We start from the raw sequence: 13,679 nt of genomic DNA, 5'->3' as shown, positions 1-13,679 counted from the left end.
GAACTCCCCGAACGAAGAGCTGGAAAGATCCTGGCGGGCACGGTAGCCCGATTTGCGGCAAAACGGTATCGGATTTCTGTGCGGCCGATTTACGCTCTCCTTCGGCCTTCGATAAAGGGGCCAGAGGCCCCGCCATTCCGTTCGGAATTGCGTAAAACCTTGGAGCAATTTTAGGAAAAGTGTGAGGCTGGTCAAAATGCTGTCGGCTTGGCACAGTCACGCAAACGGGAGTTCCTTCATGGCAAAGAAGCCGGCGGCGCATGCTACGAAACCGAAACCCTGGACCGAAATGGCGACGCATCTGGTCGACGTCGCGATGGGCAGGAAACCCGCCGATCTCGTCATTCGCAATGGACGCTGGGTGAACGTCCATTCGGGCGAGATCATCCCCGGCACCGACATCGCCATTGCCGGCGGCCGTTTCGCTTATTGCGGTCCGAATGCCGGCCACACCATCGGGCAGGGCACCAAGGTGGTCGATGCCGGCGGACGCTATCTGGTGCCCGGCCTTTGCGACGCGCACATGCATGTCGAGAGCGGCATGGTGACGGTGACCGAATTCTGCCGCGCGGTGATCCCGCACGGCACGACTTCGATGTTCATCGATCCGCACGAGATCGCCAATGTGCTCGGCCTGCCCGGCGTGCGGCTGATGCATGACGAGGCCGTCGCTATGCCGATCAACGTGCATGTCCAGATGCCATCCTGCGTGCCCTCGGCCCCCGGGCTCGAACATGCCGGCGCCGAACTAACGGTCGCCGACGTCGCCGAGGCGATGGGCTGGGAAAATATCATCGGGCTGGGCGAGGTGATGAATTTCCCCGGCGTCGCCGCCAACGATCCAGTGATGTCGGGCGAGATCGCCGCGACGGTGAAAGCCGGCAAGACCGTCGGCGGGCACTATGCCTCGCGCGATCTCGGCCTGCCGTTCCACGGCTATGTCGCCGGCGGCCCGGAGGACGACCATGAGGGCACGCGCGCCGAGGATGCCATCGCTCGCGTGCGGCAGGGGATGAAGGCGATGCTTCGGCTGGGCTCGGCCTGGTACGACGTCGCCTCGCAGATCAAGGCGGTTACCGAGGGCGGCATCGATCCGCGCAATTTCATCCTGTGCACCGACGACAGCCATTCCGGCACCTTGGTTCATGAAGGGCATATGGACCGCGTGGTCCGTCACGCCATCAGCCAGGGCTTGAAACCAGTGACCGCGATCCAGATGGCGACGCTCAACACCGCTCAGCATTTCCGGCTGGAGCGCGAGATCGGATCGATCGCGCCGGGGCGGCTGGCTGACTTTTTGATCGTCTCGGATCTCGCCGAAATGACCATGGACGAGGTCTATGCGCGCGGCGTCAGGCTGGCCAGGGCCGGCAAGCTCGACATCGACATTCCGGTCTACGACTATCCCAAGGCGGCGAAGAACACCGTCAAGCTCGGCAAGAAGCTGAAGGCCCACGATTTCGACATCACGGCACCCAAGGGCGCGAACGAAGTCCGGGTCCGGGTCATCGGGGTCATCGAAAATCAGGCACCGACGCGGGCGCTGGAAGCGGATCTCGCCGTCGAGGACGGGCTGGTCGCCATGGATCGCCGCAATGACGTCTGCCAGATCGCGCTGGTCGAGCGTCACAAGGGTACCGGCGGCGTCACCAATGCCTTTGTCTCCGGCTTCGGCTACATCGGCGATTGCGCGATGGCGTCGAGCGTGGCGCATGATGCCCATCACATCATCGTCGTCGGCACCAACAAGCGGGATATGGCGCTGGCGGTCAACCGACTGGGCGAGGTCGGTGGCGGCGTCGTGCTGTTTTCCAAGGGAAAGGAACTGGCACTGGTCGAAATGCCGATCGCCGGGCTGATGTCGGACGAGCGGGCCGAAATCGTCGCGGCCAAGGCCGAGAAATTGACCGAGGCCATGCGCCAGATGGGCTGCTCGCTGAACAACGCCTACATGCAGCACTCGCTGCTGGCGCTGGTCGTCATTCCGGAGCTCAGGATTTCCGATGTCGGCCTGATAGACGTGACGACTTTCCAGAAGGTCGACCTCTTCGTGTAAGAGGAGTTGCGGTCGCTTCGCTCATCCGCCGGTGGCGATCGTCAGCACCTTGAACGGCGTGGTGATGACGATCTCGGCAACCGAGCCGACGGCCTTGCCGAGGCCTTGGCCGAGATTGTTGAGCTGCACTGGAGGTTCGTCCGACGCCAGGCCGGCCGGGGCCCGCAGCCGGTCGCCGAGCAACTGAACCAGGATCGGATTGTCGGCGAATTTGGCGTGGTTCAGCCGGTCGCCACCCTTGGTCTGGCTGAGATCGACCACGGACACGCCATAGCTGGCGAGATCGGCCGCATCGCCATAGTCGCCGACGCGGGGCTTGTCGCCCGAGATCAGGGAAGACAATTTGAGCGCCCGGTCGTCCGCGGAAAGCAGGATGGCGAAGGGTTTGTCCGGCTTGCCGTAGCGGATCATCTGTTTCTTGAACACGTCGACGTCGATGTCGGGCGAGGCCAGGATGACATAACCAAGCTTGCCGTCGAGATCGCGGTCGCCGGTGATGGCAAGCTGGCGCAGCGCCTCCATGGTCACCCATGTTCCCATCGAATGGGCGACGATGTCGATGCTCTTGGCCCGCGTCTTGGCCAGCATCCTGAGCGTTGCCTCGAGGTCGTCACGCGCCGCGTTGGCGCTCTCCTTGTCGTAGATGTAGCCTGTCGTCTTGCCGCTCGAAGCCCAGGAGAACAGCACCGGCGTGCCCGGATATTTCGTGTCGTGCGCGATCTGCGTCAGCCGGTAGATGCCGTCGTCGAAACCATTGTTGAACCCGTGCACGAAAACCAGCGCACGGTCGCCGCGCATGGCGATGTCGGCACCGACCGCCTTGGCGAATTGCGGCGCATCCGCATAGAACGCGACATCCTTGGCAGTGAAATCCTTGGCTGGATTGCTGTTGGCAGACCCTCGGACACGCTCGATCATGCCGACCTTATGGCTTTTCGGCACGGTGACGTCGACCCGGGCGAAGCTGGTGGTCAAGGAGCGATCGCCGTCGAACACCTGCCGCGGGTTCTTCGTCGCCTTCTGGCGGGTGGTGGCGACGAATATCTCGTGGGTGGCCGCGATGTCGGACGCGGGTACGGCAACCGTCGTCCTGTTCAGCAGATCGTGCGTGTTTCGGCCGGCGCAGCCTGAGACCAGCAGCGCGAACGCAATGACGATGAAACTCTTCGAATGCACCGTCACACGCCGGCTCCCGCAAAGGAGGACGTCAAACGCGTGACGTCGCTGGATATTTCGATAAGGCCAGAGGCCGGCGCGGTCCAGTTCAAAGTTGGTCGACCGTCGCAAGGCCGAGCGGGCCATGCGAAGCCGCGGCGATGCATCTATTGCCCGAGCAGGCTGATGCGGTCGGTCACGTCGCGGTCGCTGGCAAATCCATCGTCTTCGCGCAGCCGCTGGCCGATCATCTTCACCAGCGCGGGATTGTCGGCGAATTTCGTATGGTTGAAACTGTCCGCTCCCTTGATCTTGGAGAGGTCGACGACCGTTACGCCGTAGGATGCAAGGTCGGCGGCGTCCTTGTAGTCGCCGACGCGCGGCCGCGCGCCGGCAATCAGGCCGGAGAGCCGGAGCGCGCGGTCGTCATCGGACAACAACAGGATGAACGGCTTGTTGGGTTTGCCATACCGGCGCATCTGGCTCTTGAACACGTCGACATCGATGTCGGGCGATGCGAGCACGACGTCGCCGAGCTTGCCGCCGAGATCACGGTCGCCGGTGATGGCGAGCTGGCGCAGCGTCTCCATGGTCACCCAGGTTCCCATCGAATGGGCGACGATATCGATGCGTCGCGCGCCGGTCTGCGCCAGCATGCGCAACGTCACTTCGAGCTGGTCGCGCGCGGCGCTGGCGCTTTCCTTGTCGTAGACATAGTCGGTGGTCTTGGCGCCGGATGCCCAGGAAAACAGCACTGGTGTGCCGGGATAGCCGGAATCGTGGACGATCTGGGTCAGGCGGTAAACGGCGTCGTCGAAGCCGGTGTTGTAGCCATGGACGAAGACCATGACGCGGTCGCCGCGCGCCGCGATGTCAGCACTCAGCGCATTGGCGAATTTCGGCTGGGTGTCGTAGCCGACGACCTCGGAGGCCATGAAATACTTGGCCGGATCGTTCGACTTGCCGCGCGAGCGGCGTTCGATCTGCCCGGTCTGGTGGATGCCGGGAACGGTAACGTTGACGCGGGCATAATTCAGCGTGGCCGATCGCTCGCCGTCGAAGACCTTGTTCGGATCGTCGGACTTCTTGCGCGTGGTGGCGATGAAGATGCTGTGATTCCCGGCGATCTCGGTCACCGGCGCTGCCACGATGGCGCTGCCGAGCAGTTCCTGGGTCTGCTGTCCCGCGCAGCCCGCGACAAGCAAGGTTAGGCCAATGGCAAAAATCGTCTTCAACGGCACGTCTGAAATTCCACTCCGGCCCGAAAGGCCAATCGCCTCCGCGAAGTCTCCCCCGACAGCGCAAGTGCGGCGGAAGTAAGTCGTGCCCAGCCGAAAAGCGGTCGGCGTACAGCGACCGCCGCCGCAGTGTTGCACGAAAGCCAGACTGGCATCAGGGCGGGCCCCGACGGGCCTTGGCACCCGCATCGATTTCAAGCTGGCCGATGCACGGCATGAACAAACGCCCCCAACTGACTGCAAGCATGTCACGAACGCCCGCCGCATGGGTGCGTGCATGACTGGGCAATGGCTTCAGGGGGCAGCCTGTGCAATAGACGGAACCGGGATGCTCGACGGCAAGGCTCGCGGCAAACGGACGTTCCGCAGCCAATCGATGATAGACATTCCCAAACGACATGCGTTCAAGGTGGCTTTCCGATGACCAGCTTCTCTTCCCGTGTTGCCACCGCTGCTTCCGCGATCCGCCGGATCTTTCCGGAAACGCCGCTGCAGGAGAACGACTACCTGTCGAAGAAGACCGGCGCGCGGGTGCTTTTGAAGCGCGAGGACCTGAGCCCGGTGCGCTCCTACAAGATCCGCGGCGCCTTCAACTTCTTCCGCAAGGCACTAGGCGAGGGCAACCAGGCCGAACTGTTCGTCTGCGCTTCCGCAGGTAACCATGCGCAGGGTTTCGCCTTCGTCTGCCGCCATTTCGGCAAAAAGGGGGTTGTGTTCATGCCGGTGACGACGCCGCAGCAGAAGATCGACAAGACGCGGCTGTTCGGCGGCGACTTCGTCGAGATCAGGCTCGTCGGCGATTTCTTCGACGATTGCTATCGCGCCGCCATCGAATTCACCGAAAGCGCCGGCGCCCATATGGTGCCGCCCTTCGACCACAAGGACATCATCGAGGGACAGGCGACGGTCGCCTATGAGATCGCCAACCAGATGCCCGGCGCGCGTATGCCCGATATCGTCATGCTGCCGGTCGGCGGCGGAGGTCTGGCCGCAGGGGTGACGCACTACTTCGCCGATCACGGGCGTGAGGCGCGCTTCGTCTTTTGCGAACCGGCAGGGGCGCCAAGCCTGCGCGAGAGCCTTGCGGCGGGAAAACGGCTCAAACTCGCCAAGGTCGACAATTTCGTCGACGGCGCGGCGGTCGCCGAAATCGGCCGTGAGCCCCTGCGGCACCTCAAGGACTTTGCCGCCGAGACGGTGCGGCTGATCCCGGAAAACCGGCTCTGCGCGACCATGATCGAGATGCTCAATGTCGAGGGCGTGGTGCTGGAGCCGGCCGGCGCGCTGGCTATCGATGCGCTGAAGGATTTTTCCAGGAAGGAAATCCGCGGCAAGACCATCGTGGCCGTGGTTTCGGGTGGGAATTTCGATTTCGAACGGCTGCCGGACGTCAAGGAACGGGCACTGCGCTTCGAGGGCCTGAAGAAATACTTCATCATCCGCTTTCCGCAGCGGCCGGGCGCGCTGCGCGACTTCCTCGAAATGCTGGGGCCGGACGACGACATCGCGCGGTTCGAATATCTGAAAAAGTCGGCACGCAATTTCGGCTCGGTTCTGATCGGCATCGAAACCAAGGCTCGCCGCAATTTCGAACTGCTGAAAGCGAATTTCGAGGCCGAAGGCGTCCAGTATCAGGACATCACCGACAACGAGACGTTGGCCGGGTTCATCATATGAGCGGAAACGTCTTCATAGCCCTGTTTTCAGGCATCAATGTCGGCGGCAACCGCATCGTGAGGATGGCCGAGTTGCGGGCGTTCTTCGAGGATCTCGGGTTGTGCGATGTCGCTACCTACGTGCAGAGCGGCAATGCGGTGTTCCGAACCAAGGAGGGTGACGCCGCCGCGCTGACCAAACAGATCGAAGCGGCTTTCGAGGAGAAATGGGGTTTTCATTCGCGCATCATGGTACGCGATCTCGGCTGGCTCGAACGGCTGGTCAGGGAAAATCCCTATCCGGAGATTGCCGAGGAGCCGACCAAGCTGCACGCGTATGTGCTGGAGCGCGCGCCGACCGCCGAGGAGGCGGCACGGCTGGCCGAAAGATGTACGGGTCCGGAACGGTTCGAGATCAAGGGCGACGCGCTTTATCTGCACGCACCCGAGGGGCTCGGCAAATCGGTGTTTGCCAATCTCATTCCACGCGTGCTGAAGGTACCGGGCACGGCGCGCAACTGGCGCTCCGTGCTGGCGCTGCTGGAGATGGCCGGCAAGCCGGCGGCGGCTGATTGATGCCTGCCGTAATGCGCAGAGAAGGGCCTATGCCGCCTCGGCGCGTTTCCAGTCGAACGTCAGCTCCTCGCGAAACGCAAAGCGTTTGATGTGGTCGGCGACGACGCTTTCGAGGCGCTCGATGGAGCCGGGGTCGTCGCTCGATACGGTGATGTGCAGCGCAGCTCCATCGGCATCCATGATGGTGCGGCCGAGCGAAAGGTCGATGGCGCCATGATTGGGATCGAATTCCACGGGGAATTTGTGGGCCCAATGTTTGCACAATTGCTGCAGATAACGGCTTGCATGTGCGGTGGTGACATCGGCATGGCTGATCGTCATGAAGGGATCTCCGAGGGTGAAACGCACGAAACGGCGCCCGCTTTCGAGGCGGGCGCTATCGCCGCATAGATAGGCGCAACCTCGCCCGCCTTCATAGGCCGGCTGCCGACCGCTCGAAAAGGTGATCGATCACCAGCTTCCGGTGTTCGGCATCGACGCCCATGGTTCGGCCTTTGTCTTCGCCGGACCTTTCTGCAGAAGTTCGATCGAGATTCCGTCAGGCGACCTGACGAAAGCCATGTTGCCGTCGCGCGGCGGCCGGTTGATGGTGACGCCGCTGTCCATCAGCCGCTGGCAAGTGGCGTAGATGTCGTCGACCTCATAGGCGAGGTGGCCGAAATTGCGGCCGCCCTTGTAGTCTTCCGGGTCCCAATTGTAGGTGAGCTCGACCAGTGGTGCTTTCTCGTCGATGCCGCTTTGCTCGTCTTCCGGCGCGGCCAGGAAGATCAGCGTATAGCGGCCCTGCTCGTTCTCGTAGCGGCGCACTTCCTTCAGGCCGAGCTTGTTGCAGTAGAAATCGAGCGAAGCATCGATGTCGGCGACGCGGACCATGGTGTGCAGATAGCGCATGTGATTTCCTCGACTTGTTGGGTTGCGGCGCAACATAGGGGCGGGCCGTCCAAAGGGCAAATCCCAGGCGGCCGCCGGCGCCGCCAAAGAACAAATCCGGTATTCGCATAATGAACCGTGAAAAAAGGCACGTCAGGTCTTGCACACACCGGAAGCCGCAGTGTTAATCTGGTGTCAAGAATCAGTTGCGGTGTTCTTGAAAAAAGGGGGCATTCTTATGGGGGAAAAGGCCTCTTTGACGGGGCGGTCCGAAACCCTTGGCGACGCCATGAAGCGCGACGAAGGCGGCGATGCCGTCGATCTGACCGAAATATCCGGCGCCATCAAGTGGTTCGATGTAGCCAAGGGCTATGGCTTCATCCTCCCGGATGACGGCGTTTCAGGCGACATCCTCCTCCATGTGACATGCCTTAGACGGGATGGTTTCCAGACTGCTCTGGAGGGAGCGCGCGTTGTCTGTCTCGTCAAGCAGGGCGAGCGCGGATTGCAGGCTTTTCGCGTTCTCTCGATGGATGTCACCACAGCGGTCCATCCCGCCGAAATGCAGGAACAGCGCACCCATGTCTCGGTGACACCCGAAAGCGGGCTGGAACGTGCCTTGGTGAAGTGGTTCAACCGCACCAAGGGGTTTGGTTTCCTGACCCGGGGCGAGGGCACTGAGGACATCTTCGTCCATATGGAGACCTTGCGTCGCTACGGCATCACCGAGCTTCGGCCGGGGCAGGTCGTGCTTGTCCGCTTCGGGCGTGGCGACAAAGGCCTTATGGCTGCCGAAATCCACCCCGATATGGGAACCTTGCCGGTCGCGCATTAGGGCGGTTGCCGAGGATTTTCGCATGACACATAGGAACTGGCTGACGGCGGGCGCAATGTGCGTCCTGGCTGCCGTCATCGTCGCCGCGGGCGCCTATTTCTATTCGCCCACACCGACGGCGGCCGACAGCCGGGTGATGATCCTGCCGGTCGACCCGACGCCGCTGGTCGTGGCGACGAAAGACGGGGATCGCTCCTTTTCCATCGAAATCGCCGACACCGACGCTGAACGCGAGGCTGGCTTGATGTATCGCCAGGATATGGCGGACGATCACGGCATGTTGTTCGTCTTCGATATGCAGCAGCAGGTCAATTTCTGGATGCAGAACACGCCGATGCCGCTTGACCTGATTTTTATCGGCCAGGATGGCAAGATCCGGGCGGTCAAGCACGGTGAGCCGCAATCCCAGGCCCTGATTTCGCCTGGCGTGCCGGTGCGCTTCGTGCTTGAGCTCAAGGCGGGCACAGCCGCGAGGAACGGTATCGACTATGGCGACCTCGTGCGCCATCCGGCCGTTGGCACCGTATCGGGCCCCGGCATGCCTCCATCGGACAATGGCGATGCGCCGAACGGCGGTGGCGGTTGAGGACGCGGGCAGTATAGCCGATGCAGTTTTTTTCCCATGACGGGTTCGATATCGCCTTCCTCGATCGCCAGCCGGGATCGGGCCGGGGAGATCCTGCGCTGATGATCCATGGCTTTGCCTCCAGCCACTACGTCAACTGGGTTTCGCCCGGTTGGTTCAAGACGCTGAACGATGCCGGCTACCGCGCCATTGCGCTGGACAATCGCGGCCACGGCTCGTCATCGAAAAGCTATGAAGAGGCAGACTACACCCCGGCCCGGATGGCCTCGGACGCGGCTGCCTTGCTCGATCATCTCGGCATCGGGCGCGCCCATGTCATGGGCTATTCGATGGGCGCGAGGATAGCGGCATTCCTGGCGCTGTCGGATCCCGACAAGGTGGCGACGCTGGTTTTCGGCGGTCTCGGCATCGGCATGATCGACGGCGTCGGCGATTGGGATCCGATCGCTGCAGCCCTTCTTGCCGACGATCCGGCCCAGACCACCCATCCCCGCGGCCGTTCGTTTCGCGCCTTCGCCGACCAGACCCGCAGCGACCGTCGGGCGCTCGCGGCCTGCATCGCCACCTCCCGCGAGTTGCTGAGTGAGGACGACATTGCCCGGATCGCCCAGCCGACGCTGATCGCCGTCGGCACCACGGACGACATTGGCGGCTCGCCCGACGAGCTTGCCGCGCTGATGCCCAATGCCAGGGCTTTCCACATCGAGGGCCGCGACCACATGCTGGCTGTCGGCGACAAGACCTTCAAGCGGCGTGTGCTGGAATTCTACGCCGAAAATCCGCTTTGACCGGCGCAAGAGCCCGATAAAACCTGAGGCACAAGCCCGATATCACGCCGGTTTTTGCAGCGCTTCGAGCGACCGGGTGAGATTCAGCCTGGCCTGCCGCTCGAAGCGCCGGCGGAACTCCTCGCTGTGGAAGATGTGCGGGCGTGTCAGGAAGCTGTTCAGCACCGCGCCGCGCCCGGCCCGCCACATCGGCTCCTCCACCCATTGATATTCGGCGCGGATCGCGCGCTCATAGGCGTCGAATGCATCCGGCGCTGCGCCCAGGATCGACAGGTCCATGTCCAGGAAAAGAGCGACGTCACGCACCGCGGCCGTGTCTTCGAAGTCCGGCAGCTGGTGTGTTGCGGTGGCAAGGATCATGGCGCTGATGCGGCCGAGGCGCTCGGCGTCGAGGCGGTCCGCGAGTTTTTTCTCCGCGAGCGCCGCGCTTTGCGCCTCATTGTCCTTGGCACGGCTGTCGTAAACGGCGTCGTGGAACCAGATCGCCGCCTCGACGGCTTCGGGATCGCCGAGCAGCTCCCGGTATTGGCCGGCGAGCGCCAGCATCGCCTCGATATGGGCAAGGTTGTGGTAATGGCGGTCCTCTCCCTCATAGAGGGCGGAAAGCTCGCGTTTGAGGGCATTGTCGAGCAAGCGTTCATTTTCCATGGCGGCTTGAATTCCCGCGAACCAAATCCATTTGACAAAGCACTAAGGAAAATTGAGTTCAATCGTGCTATGATCTGGCTTATATGTGCGGCCCGATATTAGGCAAGGCGGCAGGACGACGTCGATGAACAGCATCAGCATTTCCCGACACAGCGCGTTGCAGCCGGTCGATCCGATCTGGCGCTCGATCCGTGACGAAGCGATGGGCGCGGTCAATCGCGACCCGCTGCTCGCCGCCTTCCTCTATTCGACCATCCTCAATCAGGAGAGCCTGGAGGAGGCGGTCATCCACCGGCTGGCCGAGCGGTTGGCGCACCAGGACATAGGCTCTGATCTCATCCGCCAGACCTTCAAGTCGATGCTGGCCGACGACAAGGATTGGCCGACCACCGTGCGTGTCGATATCCAGGCCTATTACGACCGCGACCCGGCCTGCGACCGCTTCATCATGCCGGTGCTCTACTTCAAGGGATTTCACGCCATCCAGACCCACAGGCTGGCGCATTGGCTGTGGAACCAGGGGCGCAAGGATTTCGCGCTCTATCTGCAAAGCCGTTCGTCTTCGGTCTTCCAGACCGATATCAATCCGGCGGCCCGCATCGGCAAGGGCATATTCATCGACCACGCCACCGGTCTGGTCGTCGGCGAGACAGCGGTCATCGAGGACGACGTGTCGATCCTGCACGGTGTCACGCTCGGCGGCACCGGCAAGGCCGGCGGCGACCGTCACCCCAAGATCCGTCGTGGCGTGCTGATCGGCGCCGGCGCCAAGATTCTCGGCAACATCGAAATCGGCCATTGCTCCAAGATCGCCGCCGGTTCGGTTGTGCTTTCGCCGGTGCCGCACAACAAGACGGTCGCAGGCGTGCCGGCTCGCGTCGTCGGCGAGACCGGTTGTGACCAGCCGTCGCGCCAGATGGACCAGCTTCTGCCGTCGCAGACGATGGACCAGGTCGTCAGCTTCGACATCTGATTTTCACCGCGGGGCGTCGCGGAGTTTCGCACTGCTCGCGCCGACGGATCCGATTGCCGTGCAATACGGCGAGCTTGCCTTTACATCGCCATCGTCGACGTGTCAGAAGCGCCGTTCAAACGAGCAAGCCGATGATCGGAGAAGACTGTTGAAGCCTGACGAAATCAGAAAGCTGGACGCCTATTTCAAGCGCGTCTTCCAGAATCCCAAGCTTGAGGTCAAGGCACGGCCGCGCAAAGAGGATTCGGCCGAAGTCTACGTCGGCGACGAATTCCTCGGCATCGTCTTCAAGGACGAGGATGACGGCGACTATAATTTCTCGATGGCGATCCTCGACATCGATCTGGGCTGATCCCACCATCCCGTGGCGACGCCGGACGCAAACACGGCCGGCCTTCCCGTCAATGTCCCGCCTTCAGGACACGCCCGGCCTCGGCGGTGATTGCCGAATCAAGCGCCTGCCAATCCCCCAGAAATTCTTTCGGGAAGCGATAGGTGAGGCTGAGATCCTCGCCGACATGGATGTCGCGCTCGCAAGGCGCCAGCGATTGTTCGGCTGCCGGCCCACTCAGGCAGCGGGCCACGAACGGGTCCTTGCCGGGCCGATTGCCGACAACGAGCACCTCGTTGAGGTAACCTGATTTCGCGTTGAAACCGTAAATCGTCGTGCCGCCCGGGCCTGCAGTGCCGGGCTGCACGATCAGCGCGCTGTAGATCGGCCCGAAACGTCCGCTCATGTCGCGAGACATCATCTGCTGTTCGAAGGACAGGAAGACGATGCTTTTGGCTGGCCCCGTGTGATTGAAATCGCCGCGGGCAGCTTCGCTGTAGCCATCCATCTGGGGGTAGCGCAGATAGAGGTCGAGCCGCGAGGCGATGCCGTCGCGCCGCGCCTGCTCGAAACGGATGAAATTGGCCGGCACGGCGATGACATTGTTGCCGATCACCACCTTGCGCATCGTCGCATCATCCGTGTAGCCGGCCATGGCGATCGAATGGCCGGCCCATTTGCCGCCAAGGCTGATTGCGACCGACAGCAGGGCGAGTGCCGCGAAGGCGTAGAACACCCGCTTCATCAGCGTGGAATCGACCACGGTGAATTCGAGGTCTTCGGCGATCGCTGCCTGCTTCATCTCTGTCCCCGGATTCCTGTCCCGTGACGGCACGCATCGCACGGCACGGCTCTTGCAGTCCTTTCGGCGACTGTGCGATTTCATGGTAAACGGAAGGTAAAGATGGGCCCGGTTGAGCTAACTGCGTTCGCTTTTCTTGTCGGGTTGACGGCTTGCGGGCTGGTTGGATCGGCGATGGAGTTGGTTGCCGGGCGCAAGGTCGCGTTCACCGAGCCTTATGTGTCCTCCGCGCACGTACTGCGTTCGCTCGCCGCCACGGCGTGCGCCGGGCCGTTCATGCTGCTCAACGATGCCTTGGACGCCCGCCGCGAGGGTCGCATTTCGTCTGTGGCGCTGGTCTCCTGCGGCTGCACGGCGGTGGCCTGGATGCTGGCGCTCGGCATCGTCCTCGTCGCCATTGCATGTTGGGGGGCTGCCAACCTAGGGTCGTTCGGCTTCCAGGCTTGAGACGAATCGGAGACCGGAAATGCCGCTTTATGCGATCGATGGCACAGAACCAAGCTTCGCGGATGCGGATTCAAACTGGATCGCGTCCGATGCGACCCTGATCGGCGATATCAGCATCGGCCGCAATGCCGGCTTCTGGTTCGGCGTCGTCATTCGCGGCGACAATGAACCTGTCGTGATCGGCGCCGACACCAACGTGCAGGAGCACACGGTCATGCACACCGATCCAGGCTTCCCGCTGACCATTGGCGAAGGCTGCACGATTGGACACCGGGCCATGCTGCATGGCTGCACCATTGGCGACAACAGCCTGATCGGCATGGGCGCAATCGTGCTCAACGGCGCCAGGATCGGCAAAAACTCGCTGGTCGGCGCCGGCGCGCTGGTCACCGAAGGCAAGGAATTCCCTGACAATTCGCTGATCGTCGGCTCGCCGGCCAAGGCGATCAGGGTGCTCGACGAGGCGGCGATCGCGAGGCTGCGAGCCTCGGCCGCGCACTATGTCGCCAACGGCAAGCGGTTCAAGGCGGGGTTGAAGAAGGTCTAGGCCTCCGCCAGAAATGGCGGAGCCGGCCCGGGGACGGGGCCGGCTCCTTAGACCCGGTCGTTGGGACGGGGAGGGTGGGGACTCGACCGGGTTTCTCCTTAGGCGCATCGCGTTGATGCGTAGCGCCTGGTCTCTGGTTCACGCGTGCCGGTCCCCCAAAGCTGCGCGTTGG

Annotated in this window: 16 protein-coding genes; 10 read left to right on the top strand and 6 right to left on the bottom strand. The window is 62.6% G+C overall.

Features of this window, described 5'->3' with window-relative positions; genetic code table 11:
* The first annotated feature begins 238 nt into the window (after window positions 1-238).
* Window positions 239-2,056 (top strand): adenine deaminase, encoded by a 1,818-nt coding sequence (gene ade, locus FJ964_RS02375; RefSeq protein ID WP_140548798.1) that lies wholly within the window; start codon window positions 239-241, stop codon window positions 2,054-2,056.
* 21 nt (window positions 2,057-2,077) lie between these two features.
* Here the strand turns inward: ade and FJ964_RS02370 are convergent, their stop codons facing one another.
* On the bottom strand, window positions 2,078-3,238 hold the full coding sequence (locus tag FJ964_RS02370; RefSeq protein ID WP_140548796.1) for an alpha/beta hydrolase: 1,161 nt from the start codon (window positions 3,236-3,238) through the stop codon (window positions 2,078-2,080).
* Window positions 3,239-3,378: 140 nt separating this feature from the next.
* A complete protein-coding gene (locus FJ964_RS02365) occupies window positions 3,379-4,452 on the bottom strand; it encodes an alpha/beta hydrolase (RefSeq protein ID WP_140548794.1) in 1,074 nt (357 codons plus the stop codon).
* Between the two features lie 417 nt (window positions 4,453-4,869).
* Between FJ964_RS02365 and ilvA the strand changes: the two genes are divergently transcribed.
* Both ilvA and FJ964_RS02355 read left to right on the top strand, forming a co-directional pair.
* Window positions 4,870-6,126 carry a threonine ammonia-lyase IlvA gene (gene ilvA, locus FJ964_RS02360; protein WP_140548792.1) on the top strand — a complete coding sequence of 419 codons (1,257 nt, stop codon included), beginning with the start codon at window positions 4,870-4,872 and terminating at the stop codon, window positions 6,124-6,126.
* Window positions 6,123-6,680 carry a DUF1697 domain-containing protein gene (locus FJ964_RS02355; RefSeq protein ID WP_140548790.1) on the top strand — a complete coding sequence of 186 codons (558 nt, stop codon included), beginning with the start codon at window positions 6,123-6,125 and terminating at the stop codon, window positions 6,678-6,680. The genes ilvA and FJ964_RS02355 overlap by 4 nt, the downstream gene beginning before the upstream one ends.
* Window positions 6,681-6,707: 27 nt before the next feature.
* On the opposite strand, the gene FJ964_RS02350 is transcribed toward FJ964_RS02355, so the two are convergent.
* Together FJ964_RS02350 and gloA are read right to left on the bottom strand one after the other, a co-directional pair.
* Window positions 6,708-7,001: a DUF2218 domain-containing protein gene (locus FJ964_RS02350; RefSeq protein ID WP_140522099.1), complete on the bottom strand. Its 294-nt coding sequence runs from the start codon at window positions 6,999-7,001 to the stop codon at window positions 6,708-6,710.
* Between the two features lie 129 nt (window positions 7,002-7,130).
* Entirely contained in the window at window positions 7,131-7,571 is a 441-nt protein-coding gene (gene gloA, locus FJ964_RS02345; RefSeq protein WP_140548788.1) for a lactoylglutathione lyase, read from the bottom strand.
* A gap of 268 nt (window positions 7,572-7,839) precedes the next feature.
* Here gloA and FJ964_RS02340 point away from each other — a divergent pair, with 268 nt between their 5' ends.
* The 3 genes from FJ964_RS02340 to FJ964_RS02330 are packed head-to-tail and all read left to right on the top strand — an operon-like array spanning window position 7,840 to window position 9,759.
* Complete coding sequence (locus FJ964_RS02340; RefSeq protein WP_181165163.1) at window positions 7,840-8,385, top strand: cold-shock protein; 546 nt, start codon at window positions 7,840-7,842, stop codon at window positions 8,383-8,385.
* A 22-nt stretch (window positions 8,386-8,407) separates the two neighbouring features.
* Window positions 8,408-8,971: a DUF192 domain-containing protein gene (locus FJ964_RS02335; RefSeq protein ID WP_140548786.1), complete on the top strand. Its 564-nt coding sequence runs from the start codon at window positions 8,408-8,410 to the stop codon at window positions 8,969-8,971.
* Between the two features lie 20 nt (window positions 8,972-8,991).
* The gene (locus FJ964_RS02330) at window positions 8,992-9,759 is read left to right on the top strand and encodes an alpha/beta hydrolase (RefSeq protein ID WP_140548784.1); all 768 of its coding nucleotides are present in this window, start codon (window positions 8,992-8,994) and stop codon (window positions 9,757-9,759) included.
* A gap of 42 nt (window positions 9,760-9,801) precedes the next feature.
* Here the strand turns inward: FJ964_RS02330 and FJ964_RS02325 are convergent, their stop codons facing one another.
* Window positions 9,802-10,407, bottom strand: a complete 606-nt coding sequence (locus tag FJ964_RS02325; RefSeq protein ID WP_140548782.1) for a hypothetical protein — start codon at window positions 10,405-10,407, stop codon at window positions 9,802-9,804.
* Window positions 10,408-10,531: 124 nt separating this feature from the next.
* On the opposite strand from FJ964_RS02325, the gene cysE reads away from it, so the two are divergent.
* Both cysE and FJ964_RS02315 read left to right on the top strand, forming a co-directional pair.
* Window positions 10,532-11,380, top strand: coding sequence for a serine O-acetyltransferase (cysE, locus tag FJ964_RS02320; protein WP_140548780.1), 849 nt, complete (start codon window positions 10,532-10,534; stop codon window positions 11,378-11,380).
* Window positions 11,381-11,528: 148 nt separating this feature from the next.
* The gene (locus FJ964_RS02315; RefSeq protein ID WP_019857879.1) at window positions 11,529-11,732 is read left to right on the top strand and encodes a DUF3126 family protein; all 204 of its coding nucleotides are present in this window, start codon (window positions 11,529-11,531) and stop codon (window positions 11,730-11,732) included.
* Between the two features lie 49 nt (window positions 11,733-11,781).
* On the opposite strand, the gene FJ964_RS02310 is transcribed toward FJ964_RS02315, so the two are convergent.
* Entirely contained in the window at window positions 11,782-12,513 is a 732-nt protein-coding gene (locus tag FJ964_RS02310) for a hypothetical protein (protein ID WP_140548778.1), read from the bottom strand.
* A gap of 102 nt (window positions 12,514-12,615) precedes the next feature.
* On the opposite strand from FJ964_RS02310, the gene FJ964_RS02305 reads away from it, so the two are divergent.
* Window positions 12,616-12,960 carry a hypothetical protein gene (locus FJ964_RS02305; protein ID WP_140548776.1) on the top strand — a complete coding sequence of 115 codons (345 nt, stop codon included), beginning with the start codon at window positions 12,616-12,618 and terminating at the stop codon, window positions 12,958-12,960.
* Window positions 12,961-12,979: 19 nt separating this feature from the next.
* Window positions 12,980-13,507: a gamma carbonic anhydrase family protein gene (locus tag FJ964_RS02300; RefSeq protein ID WP_140548774.1), complete on the top strand. Its 528-nt coding sequence runs from the start codon at window positions 12,980-12,982 to the stop codon at window positions 13,505-13,507.
* Window positions 13,508-13,679 lie beyond the last annotated feature (172 nt).

The organism is Mesorhizobium sp. B2-3-2 (assembly GCF_006442295.1).
Taxonomy (GTDB): domain Bacteria; phylum Pseudomonadota; class Alphaproteobacteria; order Rhizobiales; family Rhizobiaceae; genus Mesorhizobium.
Note: the sequence above shows the minus strand (reverse complement) of the source record. Positions and strands in the feature narration are given on the sequence as shown.

Excerpts from the sequence above, each read along its gene's own strand:
- FJ964_RS02340 (WP_181165163.1), top strand. The coding sequence starts at position 7,840 with ATGAAGCGCGACGAAGGCGGCGATGCCGTCGATCTGACCGAAATATCC.
- ade (WP_140548798.1), top strand. The coding sequence starts at position 239 with ATGGCAAAGAAGCCGGCGGCGCATGCTACGAAACCGAAACCCTGGACC.
- FJ964_RS02325 (WP_140548782.1), bottom strand. The coding sequence starts at position 10,407 with ATGGAAAATGAACGCTTGCTCGACAATGCCCTCAAACGCGAGCTTTCC.
- ilvA (WP_140548792.1), top strand. The coding sequence starts at position 4,870 with ATGACCAGCTTCTCTTCCCGTGTTGCCACCGCTGCTTCCGCGATCCGC.
- FJ964_RS02330 (WP_140548784.1), top strand. The coding sequence starts at position 8,992 with ATGCAGTTTTTTTCCCATGACGGGTTCGATATCGCCTTCCTCGATCGC.
- FJ964_RS02350 (WP_140522099.1), bottom strand. The coding sequence starts at position 7,001 with ATGACGATCAGCCATGCCGATGTCACCACCGCACATGCAAGCCGTTAT.
- FJ964_RS02305 (WP_140548776.1), top strand. The coding sequence starts at position 12,616 with ATGGGCCCGGTTGAGCTAACTGCGTTCGCTTTTCTTGTCGGGTTGACG.
- FJ964_RS02355 (WP_140548790.1), top strand. The coding sequence starts at position 6,123 with ATGAGCGGAAACGTCTTCATAGCCCTGTTTTCAGGCATCAATGTCGGC.
- FJ964_RS02300 (WP_140548774.1), top strand. The coding sequence starts at position 12,980 with ATGCCGCTTTATGCGATCGATGGCACAGAACCAAGCTTCGCGGATGCG.
- cysE (WP_140548780.1), top strand. The coding sequence starts at position 10,532 with ATGAACAGCATCAGCATTTCCCGACACAGCGCGTTGCAGCCGGTCGAT.
- gloA (WP_140548788.1), bottom strand. The coding sequence starts at position 7,571 with ATGCGCTATCTGCACACCATGGTCCGCGTCGCCGACATCGATGCTTCG.
- FJ964_RS02335 (WP_140548786.1), top strand. The coding sequence starts at position 8,408 with ATGACACATAGGAACTGGCTGACGGCGGGCGCAATGTGCGTCCTGGCT.
- FJ964_RS02310 (WP_140548778.1), bottom strand. The coding sequence starts at position 12,513 with ATGAAGCAGGCAGCGATCGCCGAAGACCTCGAATTCACCGTGGTCGAT.